Source organism: Pinisolibacter sp. DMC100 (genome assembly GCF_056313705.1).
Genome location: NZ_JBQUZT010000001.1, coordinates 1,830,454 through 1,842,315, shown reverse-complemented (window position 1 = coordinate 1,842,315; position 11,862 = coordinate 1,830,454). Strand labels below are relative to the sequence as shown.

Below are 11,862 nucleotides of genomic sequence, written 5' to 3'. Positions count from 1 at the left end.
GAGCCCTCCCCTCCCCGCCTGCCGGAGTGATCCCGCCGATGACCGACAAACCCCTCGCCGAGCGCATCGCGCTCGTCACCGGTGCCTCGCGCGGCATCGGCTACACGCTGGCCAAGGAGTTGGCGCGGGCCGGCGCCCACGTGGTGGCGGTCGCCCGCACCCAGGGCGGTCTCGAGGAACTCGACGACGAGATCCGCGGCTTCGGCGGCACGGCGACGCTGGTGCCGGTCGACCTGACCGACGGTCCGGCGATCGACCGGCTCGGCGGCGCGCTCTTCGAGCGCTTCGGCAAGCTCGACATCCTGATCGGCAACGCCGGCACGCTCGGTCCGACGGGGCCGCTGTCGCATGCCGCGCCGAAGGACTTCGACAAGGTCGTCGCCGTCAACATCACCGCCAACTGGCGGCTGGTGCGCTCGATGGAGCCGCTCCTGAAGCTCGCGCCGGCCGGCCGCGCGGTGTTCCTGACGTCGTCGGCCGCCCGCCGCATCCGCGCCTTCTGGGGCCCCTACGCCATGTCGAAGGCCGCCCTCGAGGCGATGGTCGCGACCTGGGCGAAGGAGCTCGAGATCACCGCGGTCAAGGTCAACTGCATCAATCCGGGGCCGCTGCGCACCGCGATGCGGGCGGCCGCCATGCCGGGCGAGGACGCCGAGACGCTCGACCGGCCGGACGTGCTGGTGCCGAAGCTGATGGAGCTGGTCGCCCCCACGCTCGACGTCTCGGGCAGGGTCTGGGACCACCCGTCGCAGAGCTGGCTCGCCTGAGGCGACTGCCCGCGATATCGGCAAATGGCGACTTGACCCGCGGCCGGCGAGCCTTCATGGTCCGCCCCGTCGGGGAGTAGTCGCCGCTGTCTTCAGCGGGGCCACGTCAACAGGCTCGCGGGGCGACCCGCGTGGTGTGGCCATCCCAATCGGATGACGAGACCGGCGCCGTCCACGCTCCTTTCCGGGGGGCGGGAACGTGCGCCCGTCGTCCCGGAATGCGGATCTCCCGATGACTCTCCTCTCCCTCTTCGTGCTCGCTCTCGGGCTGTCGATCGACGCCTTCGCCGCCGCCATCGGTCGCGGCGCCGCCAACGGCGCACCGCATTTCGGCGCGGCGCTCAAGGGCGCGGCGATCTTCGGCATCACCGAGATGCTGACGCCGATCATCGGTTGGACGGTCGGCTGGATGTTCTCCGACTGGGTCGAGGCGGTCGATCACTGGATCGCCTTCGGCCTGCTCGCCGCGGTCGGCGGCCACATGGCCTGGCACGCCTGGCAGCGCGACGAGGACGAACCGCCGCCGGCGACCACCCTCCTCGGTATGATCGGAACCGCCATCGGCACCTCGATCGACGCCATGGCGGTGGGCGTGTCGCTGGCGCTGCTCGACGTCGACATCCGCGTGGCGGCGCCGATCATCGGCGCGACCACCTTCGGCATGACGCTGATCGGGCTTCTCGCCGGCCGCCGCATCGGCGAGGCCTTCGGCCATCGCGCCGAGATCGCCGCCGGCATCGGCCTCGCCCTGATCGGCTGCGGCATCCTGTGGAGCCACACGATGGGCTGAGGCCCGCCGTCTGCGCCGTTTTTGCGTCTCGGTTCAACGGACCTTAACGAATTCGTCGTCCAATCGTCGCGGGTGTTCGGGGGAACACGGCGAGGATCGCCCCATGACCAGCATCGCGACGAATCCGACTGCGTCCACCGGGGGGGCGAGCTCGACCGACAAGATCGGCGTGCGCCACGTGCTTCGCGCCGAGGTGGACGAGGGCAAGATCTCGAAAGCCGATTTCACGGCCACCACGACGGCGCTGAAGGCGATCCGAACCGCTCGGGCCGAGCAAGAGAGCGCCGAGCCGACGTCGAGCGAGGGCCACGGTAAGCAGCCGCGTTTCGACGATCTGGTCGCAGCTCAGGTCGAGGCCGGCAATCTGACGGCGGATCAGGCCAAGATCCTGATCGACGCCAAGGCCACGGCGAAGGCGGCCAAGTCGGGCGAACAGGCCGGCGGCACCACGCAGGAGGCAGCCGCCATGCAGCAGTTCGCCGCTGCGCTCCGCGGCGCCGGCACGACGACCGCGCCCTATGACAGCAACGGCAGCAATGCCGCCGGGTCGAGCACCGACGCGTCCTCGGCGCTCCTCGTCGACACGGTCGCCTGATCGCGACGCGGCCCGATCGGACCTGAAGAGCGGCGCCTCAGCGCCGCTCGTTCTTGTCGTGATAGGGGTTGTCGCCGCCGCGCAGACTGAGGCGCACCGGGATGCCGGTGAAGCCGAAGCGTTCGCGCAGGTCGTTGACCAGATAGCGCGTGTAGCTCTCGGGCAGCACCTCGGGGCGCGAGCAGAAGACGATGAAGTGCGGCGGGCGGGTCTTGGCCTGCGTCGCGTAGCGGATCTTGACGCGGCGACCCGACACCGCCGGCGGCGGATGACGCTCGAGCACGCCTTCGAGCCAGCGGTTGAGACGCGAGGTCGAGACGCGGCCGTTCCAGGTCTCGTGGACCTGATCGACCGCCTTGAGGAGCTCGTCGAGACCGTCGCCCATCAGGCCGGAGATGCGGACCAGCGGCACGCCGCGGACCTGCGGCAGCAGGCGGTCGCAGGTCTCGCGGGCGTCCTTCCAGGCCTTGACCCGGTCCTCGATCAGATCCCACTTGTTGAGCGCGATGACGAGGGCGCGGCCCTCCTTCACCACCAGATCGACGATCTGGAGATCCTGTTTCTCGAAGGGGATGGTGGCGTCGAGACAGACCACCACGACCTCGGCGAAGCGGATGGCGCGCAGCGCGTCGGCGACCGAGAGTTTCTCGAGCTTGTCCTGGACGCGCGACTTGCGGCGCAGGCCGGCCGTGTCGAACAGCTTCACCGGACGACCGCGCCACTCCCAGTCGACCGAGATCGAATCGCGGGTGATGCCGGCCTCGGGGCCGGTCAGCATGCGGTCCTCGCCGATCAGCTGGTTGATCAGCGTCGACTTGCCGGCGTTGGGGCGACCGGTGACGGCGATGCGCAGCGGCATCTTGCGGCGCTTCTCGCGCTCGGCGGCCTCGTCGAGTTCATCGTCGGCGTCGAAGACGGCGACGTCGGTCTCGGCCGCTTCGCCGTCGGCGGCCGCATCGTGCAGATCCACGAAGGGCTGGAGCGCGCCGTAGAGATCGGCCATGCCCTCGCCGTGCTCGGCGGAGATGGCGATGGGATCGCCGAAACCGAGTTCCCACGCCTCCCAGGCACCGGCCTCGCCGACCTTGCCTTCCGCCTTGTTGGCGACGAGCACCACCGGCACGTCGGTCCGGCGCAGCATCTCGGCGAAGGTGTGGTCGAGCGGCAGCAGGCCGGAACGGGCGTCGATGACGAAGAGGCAGACGTCGGCGGTGCGGATCGCCTCCTCCGTCTGGGCGCGCATGCGGCCCGACAGGCTCTCGGCGTCGGCTTCTTCCAGGCCGGCGGTGTCGATGGCGGTGAAGGTGAGGTCGCCGAGCTTGGCCTCGCCGGGACGACGGTCGCGGGTGACGCCCGGCGTGTCGTCGACGAGGGCCAGCTTCTTGCCGACCAGACGATTGAACAGCGTCGACTTGCCGACGTTTGGCCGGCCGACGATGGCTACGATTGCGGACATGAACGACTCACTCCCAAGCCGAGAGCGTGCCGTCGGCGGCCAGCGTCAGAATCTTGCCGGAAACGGCGATGGGCGAAATCATCACCGGCTTGCCGCCGGTCTGCGTGCCGCTGACACGGCCGGAGACGGCGTCGACGGCGATCAGGCCGCCCTCGTTGGAGGCGAGCCAGAGATTGCCGCCGGCGAGCACCGGACCGGCCCAGAGGGTGCGCTTCTTCTTGGCCTTGGTGGCCGGAAGGCGCGTCGCCCACAGGACCTCGCCCGACTTGCGGTCGAGGGCGGTCAGCGAGTTGTCGAGGTCGACCATGAAGACGGCGTTGCCCGAGACGACCGGCGTATGGGCCGAGCCGAAGGCGACGTCCCAGACGCGACGGCCGGACTTCAGCTCGATCGCCACGGTGCGGCTGCCGACACCGGTGGCGTAGACGACGCCGTCGGCGACGACCGGGCTCGCCGAGATGGTCGAGAAGCCGGAGACCGCATAGGCGCGGCCGGCGCGGGCGAGGCTGTCGTTCCAGATCGGCTGGCCCTTCTTCTCGTCGAGCGCGACGAGCTCGCCCGAGGTGAAGGGAACGACCACCACGCCGCCGACCACGGCGGGCGAGTTGGTGGAGAGCAGGTTGCCGTTCTCCGGCACGCCGCGATAGTTCCAGACCTCCGAGCCGTCGGCGGCGGAGAGCGCCAGGACGGTGTTCGACTGGGTCACGACGTAGATGTGGCCGCCGGCGATGGTGGGGGCCGAACGCGCCGGCTCGCCGAGCTTCTTCTCCCACAGCTTGGCGCCGGAATCGGCGTCGAGCGCGACGATGTCGCCCCAGGCGGTGGCGGCATAGACGCGGGCGCCGTCGGAGCCGAGGCCGCCGGTGGTGGCCTGGTTCTCGCGGTCGCCCGGACGCAGGGCGGCGGTCCAGGAGGTGCCGCCGGCGAGCGAGACCGCCGTCACGTTGCCGTTGGGATCGAGCACGTAGGCGCGGCCGCCGACGGCGATCGGGCCGACGAAGGCGCGGACGTCCTCGCGCATGAAGGAGCCGGAGCCGACGTTGCCGGCGCGGGTCGACCAGGCGTTGGTGCCGCCCGAGCCGTTGAGCGCGACGTTGCCGGCATCGTTGCCGGCCGGGCCGCCGACCGAGGTCCAGGCGGAGACCGACCGGGCGCCGCCGATCGAGACCGGCTTCTGCTTGGCGTTCTGCAGCGGGCTCTGGTCGGCGAGAACGTCGACGCGATCGCCCGGCAGCGGCTTCTTGCTGTCGCCGAACGGATTCACCGCGGCGATGGCGTCCTGGACGTCGTCGGTGGAGGAACAGGCGGAGAGCGGCGCGGCGAGGGCGGCGAGAAGAGCGAGGCGACGGAGACGGGACATCAATCGGCCTTTCCGGCAGAACCTTGCGCCTTGATCAGCGCGCTGATGACGGCGAGACGCTCGAGAACGTCGCGGGGCGTGTCGGCGGCGGCTTCGAGCTCGCCGATCCGACGGGCGGCGGCGGCGACGTCGCCGGCCTTCCAGGCGGCGAGCACGAGAACCTCGGCGGCCTCGGCGCGATAGGGATTGCCGGCGGCGGCGAGCGGCGTGGCACGGGCCTCGATCGCCGCGCGCTCCTCGACGTCGAGGGCGAGATAGGCGGCGCGGATGCGGGCCATCTCGGCGACGCGCTTCGGCGTCGACGAATTGGCGGCGAGCGCGTCGAAGGCGGCGAGCGCCTTGTCGAGTTCGCCGGCCTCGGCACGGGCACCGGCGGCGCGCATGCCGGCGAGCGCGGGATAGCCGCCGGAGCTCCTGGCGGCGATCGCCAGGAAGGCCTCTTCGGCCGCCTTGGCGTCACCGGCCTCGGCCTGCCGGGAGGCCGCGACGAAGGCGTCGCCGAAGCTCTCGGCCTGCTTCATGCGGTTGTGCTCCCAGAAGCGCCAGCCGGCGACGGCGAGAACGATCGCGACGGCGACCACCAGGATGAAGACCCCCCAGCGATCCCAGAGCTTCTTCAGCTTCTCCTGGCGAAGTTCCTCGTCGATCTCGTTGAAGATGTCGGCCATATGCTCCGCCCGTTCGCGTCCGTGCCCCCGTCGGGGGCGAGTTCCGGTGTCGCGTCGCAGGCCGGGATCGGGTCCCGGCGGATACGACGAAATATGTCCGGCGAAGCGTGGCCTGCCGGATGCCGGCGCACCATACCCTTTCCCCACGCCCCCCGCAAACCCGGCGAGACGCGGGGACGAGCCACCCGCGTCGCCTCATTCCCTGCCAATCGCAGCGATTTCGTGGCGAAGGGCGCGCAGGTCGACCTCACGGCAGAGGGGCGATGCCGATCAGCCACAGGTGGCCCTTCCACAGGAGGAGCCCCCAGACCGCGACGCCGGCGACGATCGCGACGAGATCGGCCCGGCCGAAGGGCGGGATCGGGCCGGTCGCCGGCTTGCGGCGGGCGAGCGACAGCCGCGCCGCGATCCCCCAGACGAGGAAGGTGCCGGCGAGCAACACCGCCGGCGCCGAGGAGACGGCGAGGAGGTGGCCGGCTGCCCACAGGACGACGCCGGTCACCATCGGATGGCCGACTCGCCTCGCGATCCAGCCGGGGCGGAACGAGGCGAAGATCAGCGGAAAGACCGGCAGCAGCACCAGGAGCGCCGCATGCCGCAGGCCGACCTGCGGCATCAGCCAGGGGTCGGGTCCGGCGGCGCGGGCGCGGGCGAAGCCCCAGACGATCAGCACCATGCCGAGGAGCGCGATCAGCGAATGGATGCCGCGCCACGGATCGGCGCCGACGCGGGCGACGAGGGCGGCGCGGAGCGGCGGCACCATCGGCACGGTGTGGACGATGACGAAGAGGGCGAGACCGAGGACGAGGAGGGTCATGGCGGGCTCCGTACGCGGCGACGATTGCCCCGAGACGACCACCGCGCCGACCGCCCGGCAAGTCCGAAATTGCGGCATCGACCTTGCTTCGCCTCGCGCGCCGACCCGTCGGCACCACGAGAGGAGACACCGATGTCGCATCCGCCGCCCCCCGAGGAGGGCCAGACCATCCGCCACTTCGTCACCTATTCCGGCATCCGCCCGCCGGTCCGGCTGGTCGAGCCGATCGACGAGGGTGCGATGGACCACCGCAACACCTTCGTCCGCGCCGTCTTCGACGCCGCCGACCGGCTGGTGCGCTTCGACAAGATGGTCTACGGCGCCTCGGAGTTGACCCACGTCTACGTCTGGGGCGACGATGGGCGCCTCGCGTCGGCCGAGATCACCGCCGGCGAGGAGACGACGCGGCTCGACTTCACGCCCTGAGGCGGCCGGACCAGAAGAGGACGACGACATGGCCTGCGCCTGCGGCAGCTCCTGCGCTTCGGAAAAGGCGGCGCCGCGCGGCGTCGATCCGCGTTGGACGCGGGCGCTGTGGATCGCCTTCGCCGTCAACGCCGGCATGTTCGTCGCCGAGATCGGGGCGGGTCTCGTCGCCGGATCGACGGCGCTGCAGGCCGACGCGCTCGACTTCCTCGGCGACGCCGTCAACTACGCCATCGCGCTGTGGGTCGCCTCGCTCGCCCTCGTCTGGCGGGCGCGGGCAGCCCTCCTCAAGGGCATCGGCCTCGTCGTCCTCGGCCTGTGGGTGGCGGGCTCGACCGTCGCCCATCTCGTCGCCGGCACGGTGCCGCAGGCCGAGATCATGGGTGTCGTCGGCTTCGCCGCGCTCGTCGCCAACGGCGCGGTCGCCCTGATGCTGTGGCGCTTCCGCGACGGCGACAGCAACATGCGTTCGGTCTGGATCTGCTCGCGCAACGACGCGATCGGCAATCTCGCGGTGCTCGCCGCCGCGGCCGGCGTCTTCGGCACCGGCGCCGGCTGGCCCGACGCGATCGTCGCCGCGATCATGGCGGCGCTGTCGATCTCCGGCGGCCTCGCCATCGTCCGCCACGCCCGCGCCGATCTCGCCTCCGTCGCCGAGCCGCCGATCGCCGCCTCGGCCGAGTGATCCGCCCGGCATCGAACTTGCTCGTTCCTCGCGGGATCCGACGCGTCTGTCGGACTTGCGACAGGAGGGAGCGATGTTCCACCGGGTGATGGAGGCGTCGGCGCTGGCGGAAGGGGCGATGGAGGTGGTGGCGATCGAGCGCAAGCGCTGGCTGATCGTCTGGCCGACCGGCGGCGAACCGCGCGCCTATCGGGCGCTCTGTCCGCACAACGAATCGAGCCTCGTCGAAGCGAGTTTCGACGGCCGCAACATCGTCTGCCCGCATCACGCCTGGCGCTTCGAGGGGACGAGCGGGGCCTGCGTCTCCGGCCAGCGCTGCGACCCGGTCCGCGCCTATCCGCTGAAGATCGAGGACGGCGGCATCTTCGTCGACGTGCCGGAGAAGAAGAAGCGCGAGGTGGTCGCCTCAGTCTGAGAGCGTCACCGCCTCGACCAGCACCGCGGTGCCGAGCCCGCCGGCCGCGGCGATCGCGACCAGCGCCGTCTCGCCCGGCGCCAGCCGATGGGCGAGGTCGGCGAGGATCACCGCGCCCGAGGCGCCGATCGGATGACCGCGGGCGAGCATGCCGCCGTGACGGCAGGCGACGGCGGCCGGAACGGCGAGGTCTTCGAGGAAGACCATCGCCTGGACGGCGAAGGCCTCCATGATCTCGACCGCGGCGAGATCGGCGATCGTGACACCGGCCTTCTCCATGACCCGCCGCGCCGCGGCGATCGGCGCCAGCGGCGGCATCGCCGGATCGCCGCCGAGCCGCGCCGAGGCGAGGAGCCGCAGGACCTTCGTCGCGCCGAGCGCCTTCGCTCGCTCGGGCGAGACGACGACGAGGGCGGCGGCGGCATCGGCCTCGACCGCGGTCGTCGCGGCGGTCGGCCCGTGGACGGCGTCGCCGGCGATGACCGGCAGGCGCGCGGCGAGCGCCGGCGACAGCGCACGAACGAAGGCGTCGCGGTCCTGCCCTTCCAGCGCGACGATCGCCGGCGAGGGGCCGGCGGCGCGGGCCTGGGCGTGCGAGGCGACGGCATGGGCCTCCTGCGCCACGCGGGTGATGCGACGCGCCGCGGCGAGCGCGGCGGCGGCGTCGAGCATGTCGGGATCGCGGTCGGCGAAGGGAGAGAAGGGCGGCCGGTCGTAGGCGACCGGCGCCTCGTCGCGGCTCTTCGACCGGCGCATGCGGATCGGCGCGCGGGAGAAGCTCTCGACGCCGCCGGCGACCACCGCATCCGCGTCGCCCACCGCCACACGATCGGCGGCGAGGAGCACGGCATCGAGGCCGGAACAGCACTGGGTGTCGAGGCTCGAGGCCGGGACGTGCTCGGGCAGCCCGGCGGCGAGGGCGGCGAGGCGGGCGGGATTGCCGCCGGCGCCGAGCGCGTTGCCGAAGATCACCTCGTCGACCGCTTCCCGCGCGAGACCGGCGTCGGCGAGGGCGGCGCGGATCGCCGGGGCGGCGAGCGCGTGGGGATCCAGCCCGGCGAAGGCGCCGCCGCGCGGGACGACGGCGGTGCGCCGGGCGGCGACGATCAACGGTCGGGCGGAGCGAGCCTGCATCAGACGATCTCCTCGACCTCGCCGCGGGCGAAGGCACGGGCGACCGCCGGGAAGTCGGTCTTGCCCGAAGCGGTCAGCGGCCAGGGAGCGAGACGATACCACCGCGTCGGCACCATGGCAGCCGCCAGCCGCGCCCGACACCAGGCGACGAGATCGGCGCGATCGAGCACCCCCTCCCCCGGCGCCACCACCGCGGCCAGCCGTTCGCCGCGGCGGGCGTCGGTGAGCCCGAGCACGGCGCTGGCGGCGACGCTCGGATGGGCATCGGCGACGCGTTCGACCTCCTCGGGGAAGACGTTCTTGCCCGAGGTGACGATCATCCGCTTCCACCGGCCGCAGAGGTGGAGGAAGCCGCGCGCGTCGAGGAAACCGGCATCGCCGACCCCGACCTCGTCGCCGAAGCGCAGACAGGCCTCGCCGTCCTCGTCGCCGCAGGCGTAGTCCATGAAGACGAAGTCGGAGACGACATGGACGAGGCCGCGCCGGCCGCGCGGCAGCCGGCGTCCCGCCCGGTCGCGGATCGTCACCTCGACGCCGACGAAGGGCCGGCCGACCGAACCCGGCGGCACGTCCTCGTCGCGACGGGCGAGCGCCACGAAGGAGAGCTCGGAGGCACCGTAGAACTCGGCGAAGAGGGCGTTGGGCGCGCGAGCCGCGAGCCGCGGCGTCTCGCGCTCCGGCCATTTGGCCCCCGAGGCGAGGACGAGGCGGAGGCCCTCGAAGGTCTCGCCCGCCCGCTCGGCCCGCTCGATCACGAACGCGATCTGGGTCGGCACGCCCCAGAGCACGGTCGCGCCCCCTTCCCGCACCAGCCGTGCCGCCGCCTCGGGGCGGAAGCGCGGCAGGGCGAGGACGGTCGCCCCGGCATGGAGGCCCGACAGCACCGCATAGAGGAAGAGCGAATGGGTGAAGTGACCGGGCGCGGCGACGACGTCGCTCGGCCCGATCGCGAATTCCCGCCGCTCCGACAGGAAGGAGGCGACCCACGAGCGCTGCGAACGGCGGTAGCCCTTGGGCATGCCGGTCGAGCCGGAGGTGAAGCCGACGTAGAAGGCGCATCCCCAATCGGGCGCGGCGAGCGGGCCCGCCACCGGTTGGGCGAGTTGCGGCCAGTCGGCGAAGGGAAGCCCCGGGGGGACGACATGGACGCGGGCGGGATCGATGCCGCCGCCGGTCCGATCCGCTTCGTGCTCGCCGACCAGCACCGCCGGGGCGAGACGGGCGAGGACGCTCGCCGCGGTCGCCGCCGGCCAGGCGGGATCGAGCACCTGCGCCTCGCGCCCAGCGCGCGCCGCGGCGAGCACCAGCACGATCATTCCGGCCGAATTCGTGAGCCGCAGCGCCACCCCGCCCGGCGGCAGGGCGGCGATCTCGCGCGCACGGTCCTCGACGGCGGCATGGAGCGTGGCCCAGGTCAGGCGGTCGTCGCCGAGATGGAGCGCGAGCGCGTCGGGCCGCGCGGCGGCATGGGCGGCGAGCGGGGCGACGAGGTGGTCCGTCGTCGAAGGCGCGAGCGTCATCCGACGAATCGCTCCCATTCCTCGGGGCGGAAGCCGACGAGGATCGCGTCGCCGCGGGTCGCGACCGGGCGCTTGATCATCGACGGCTGGGCGACCATCAGCGCGATCGCCTTCGCCTCGTCGAGGTCGGCGCGGGCGTCGTCGGGGAGCTTGCGGAAGGTGGTGCCGGAACGGTTGAGGAGCTTCTCCCAGCCGACCTTGGCCGCCCAGCCGGCCAGCCGCTCCGCCGTCACGCCCTCGAGCTTGTAGTCGTGGAAGACATGGGGCACGCCGCGCGTCTCCAGGAAGGTCCGCGCCTTCTTCATGGTGTCGCAGGCCTTGATGCCGAAGATCTCGATGGTCATGCGCGAAGCCCCTGCCGCGGTTGCCGTTGCGGCCCGACCATAGCGCGGCGAAATCCGATTCCAATGCGCGCGTCCCTCTTCCGCGCGCCGATCCACACGCCATAATCGTCGCGGGGCGTCGGACCTCGGGGGGTATCATGGCGAAGTTCGGACTGGTCGCTTTCTCGTTTTGGGTCGCGCTGCCCGCCGCCGCGCTCGCCGGCCCGCCGTCCTTCGACTGCGCGGCGATGAACGGGGCGGCGGAGAAGGCGATCTGCGCCTCGGCATCGCTCTCGGCGCTCGACGTCAAGATCGCCGACGCCTACGGCCGCGCCCGCGCCGGGCTGACCGCCGTCGGCCGCGAGGTCCTGAAGCGCCATCAGAAGATCTTCCTCGACGTCCGCGATCAGGCCGCCCTGCAGAAGGGCGACCTCCAGCCGCTGCTCGCCGAACAGCTCGCCTTCCTCCGGACGATCGACACGCGGCCGCGGACGGGCGTCGGCGGCGCCTGGCGCAACGCCTTCGGCACGGTGACGGTCACGGGCCAGGGCCCCGCCGCGAAGGCCGCGGTCTCGACCGCCGAGCCGCAGACCGGGCGCTGGGTCTGCGAGATCGAGGGCGGCGTCACGGCGACGGCGAACGGCTGGTCGGTGAAGCTCGATCCCGACCTCGCCGAGGGCTGGAGCCTCAGGCTCGCGCCGCACGACGGCGTGCTGCGCGTGGTGGCGCTGCCGCCGAAGTCGGAGACCCCGCAGGCGCCGTTCTGCGGCAATGCCGGCACGGTCGAAGGCGACTATCTCCCGATCGTCGAGTGAACGACGCGCGGTGCCCTACCCGCGATCGTCGTCCGAAATCGAACGATCCGTCGTCGTCCGCCGGGCTTTCGCCGTGGGCCGTGATCGCCGA

General features: G+C 72.1%; 14 protein-coding genes. 7 read left to right on the top strand and 7 right to left on the bottom strand.

Going from position 1 to position 11,862, the window contains the following annotated elements; all coding sequences use genetic code 11:
- Nucleotides 1-38: 38 nt before the first annotated feature.
- The 3 genes from ACT541_RS08520 to ACT541_RS08510 all read left to right on the top strand — a co-directional run bounded on the left by ACT541_RS08520 (nucleotide 39) and on the right by ACT541_RS08510 (nucleotide 2,152).
- Nucleotides 39-767 carry an SDR family NAD(P)-dependent oxidoreductase gene (locus ACT541_RS08520; protein WP_476135869.1) on the top strand — a complete coding sequence of 243 codons (729 nt, stop codon included), beginning with the start codon at nucleotides 39-41 and terminating at the stop codon, nucleotides 765-767.
- Nucleotides 768-999: 232 nt separating this feature from the next.
- Nucleotides 1,000-1,557, top strand: coding sequence for a manganese efflux pump MntP (locus ACT541_RS08515; protein WP_476135868.1), 558 nt, complete (start codon nucleotides 1,000-1,002; stop codon nucleotides 1,555-1,557).
- A gap of 103 nt (nucleotides 1,558-1,660) precedes the next feature.
- Nucleotides 1,661-2,152 (top strand): hypothetical protein, encoded by a 492-nt coding sequence (locus tag ACT541_RS08510; RefSeq protein WP_476135866.1) that lies wholly within the window; start codon nucleotides 1,661-1,663, stop codon nucleotides 2,150-2,152.
- A 37-nt stretch (nucleotides 2,153-2,189) separates the two neighbouring features.
- On the opposite strand, the gene der is transcribed toward ACT541_RS08510, so the two are convergent.
- The 4 genes from der to ACT541_RS08490 all read right to left on the bottom strand — a co-directional run bounded on the left by der (nucleotide 2,190) and on the right by ACT541_RS08490 (nucleotide 6,453).
- The gene (der, locus tag ACT541_RS08505; protein ID WP_476135864.1) at nucleotides 2,190-3,608 is read right to left on the bottom strand and encodes a ribosome biogenesis GTPase Der; all 1,419 of its coding nucleotides are present in this window, start codon (nucleotides 3,606-3,608) and stop codon (nucleotides 2,190-2,192) included.
- Nucleotides 3,609-3,615: 7 nt separating this feature from the next.
- A complete protein-coding gene (locus ACT541_RS08500) occupies nucleotides 3,616-4,968 on the bottom strand; it encodes an outer membrane protein assembly factor BamB family protein (RefSeq protein WP_476135862.1) in 1,353 nt (450 codons plus the stop codon).
- Nucleotides 4,968-5,636 carry a tetratricopeptide repeat protein gene (locus tag ACT541_RS08495; RefSeq protein WP_476135861.1) on the bottom strand — a complete coding sequence of 223 codons (669 nt, stop codon included), beginning with the start codon at nucleotides 5,634-5,636 and terminating at the stop codon, nucleotides 4,968-4,970. Before ACT541_RS08495 ends, ACT541_RS08500 begins: the two co-directional genes overlap by 1 nt.
- Before the next feature lie 247 nt (nucleotides 5,637-5,883).
- The gene (locus tag ACT541_RS08490) at nucleotides 5,884-6,453 is read right to left on the bottom strand and encodes an NnrU family protein (RefSeq protein ID WP_476135859.1); all 570 of its coding nucleotides are present in this window, start codon (nucleotides 6,451-6,453) and stop codon (nucleotides 5,884-5,886) included.
- A 132-nt stretch (nucleotides 6,454-6,585) separates the two neighbouring features.
- Here ACT541_RS08490 and ACT541_RS08485 point away from each other — a divergent pair, with 132 nt between their 5' ends.
- From ACT541_RS08485 to ACT541_RS08475, 3 genes are all read left to right on the top strand, one after another.
- Nucleotides 6,586-6,879 carry a DUF6156 family protein gene (locus ACT541_RS08485; RefSeq protein ID WP_476135858.1) on the top strand — a complete coding sequence of 98 codons (294 nt, stop codon included), beginning with the start codon at nucleotides 6,586-6,588 and terminating at the stop codon, nucleotides 6,877-6,879.
- 28 nt (nucleotides 6,880-6,907) lie between these two features.
- Nucleotides 6,908-7,564: a cation efflux transmembrane domain-containing protein gene (locus ACT541_RS08480; protein WP_476135856.1), complete on the top strand. Its 657-nt coding sequence runs from the start codon at nucleotides 6,908-6,910 to the stop codon at nucleotides 7,562-7,564.
- Nucleotides 7,565-7,637: 73 nt separating this feature from the next.
- Nucleotides 7,638-7,979: a Rieske 2Fe-2S domain-containing protein gene (locus tag ACT541_RS08475; RefSeq protein WP_476135854.1), complete on the top strand. Its 342-nt coding sequence runs from the start codon at nucleotides 7,638-7,640 to the stop codon at nucleotides 7,977-7,979.
- Here ACT541_RS08475 and ACT541_RS08470 read toward each other — a convergent pair.
- Genes ACT541_RS08470 through ACT541_RS08460 form a run of 3 tightly spaced genes read right to left on the bottom strand, consistent with a single transcriptional unit; the run spans nucleotide 7,971 to nucleotide 10,977 of the window.
- Nucleotides 7,971-9,113 carry an acetyl-CoA C-acyltransferase gene (locus tag ACT541_RS08470; RefSeq protein ID WP_476135852.1) on the bottom strand — a complete coding sequence of 381 codons (1,143 nt, stop codon included), beginning with the start codon at nucleotides 9,111-9,113 and terminating at the stop codon, nucleotides 7,971-7,973. The two genes, ACT541_RS08475 and ACT541_RS08470, sit on opposite strands and share 9 nt — an antisense overlap.
- The gene (locus ACT541_RS08465) at nucleotides 9,113-10,633 is read right to left on the bottom strand and encodes an AMP-binding protein (protein ID WP_476135851.1); all 1,521 of its coding nucleotides are present in this window, start codon (nucleotides 10,631-10,633) and stop codon (nucleotides 9,113-9,115) included. Before ACT541_RS08465 ends, ACT541_RS08470 begins: the two co-directional genes overlap by 1 nt.
- On the bottom strand, nucleotides 10,630-10,977 hold the full coding sequence (locus ACT541_RS08460; protein WP_476135849.1) for an arsenate reductase: 348 nt from the start codon (nucleotides 10,975-10,977) through the stop codon (nucleotides 10,630-10,632). The genes ACT541_RS08465 and ACT541_RS08460 overlap by 4 nt, the downstream gene beginning before the upstream one ends.
- Before the next feature lie 137 nt (nucleotides 10,978-11,114).
- Between ACT541_RS08460 and ACT541_RS08455 the strand changes: the two genes are divergently transcribed.
- Nucleotides 11,115-11,771, top strand: coding sequence for a lysozyme inhibitor LprI family protein (locus ACT541_RS08455; RefSeq protein WP_476135847.1), 657 nt, complete (start codon nucleotides 11,115-11,117; stop codon nucleotides 11,769-11,771).
- Nucleotides 11,772-11,862 lie beyond the last annotated feature (91 nt).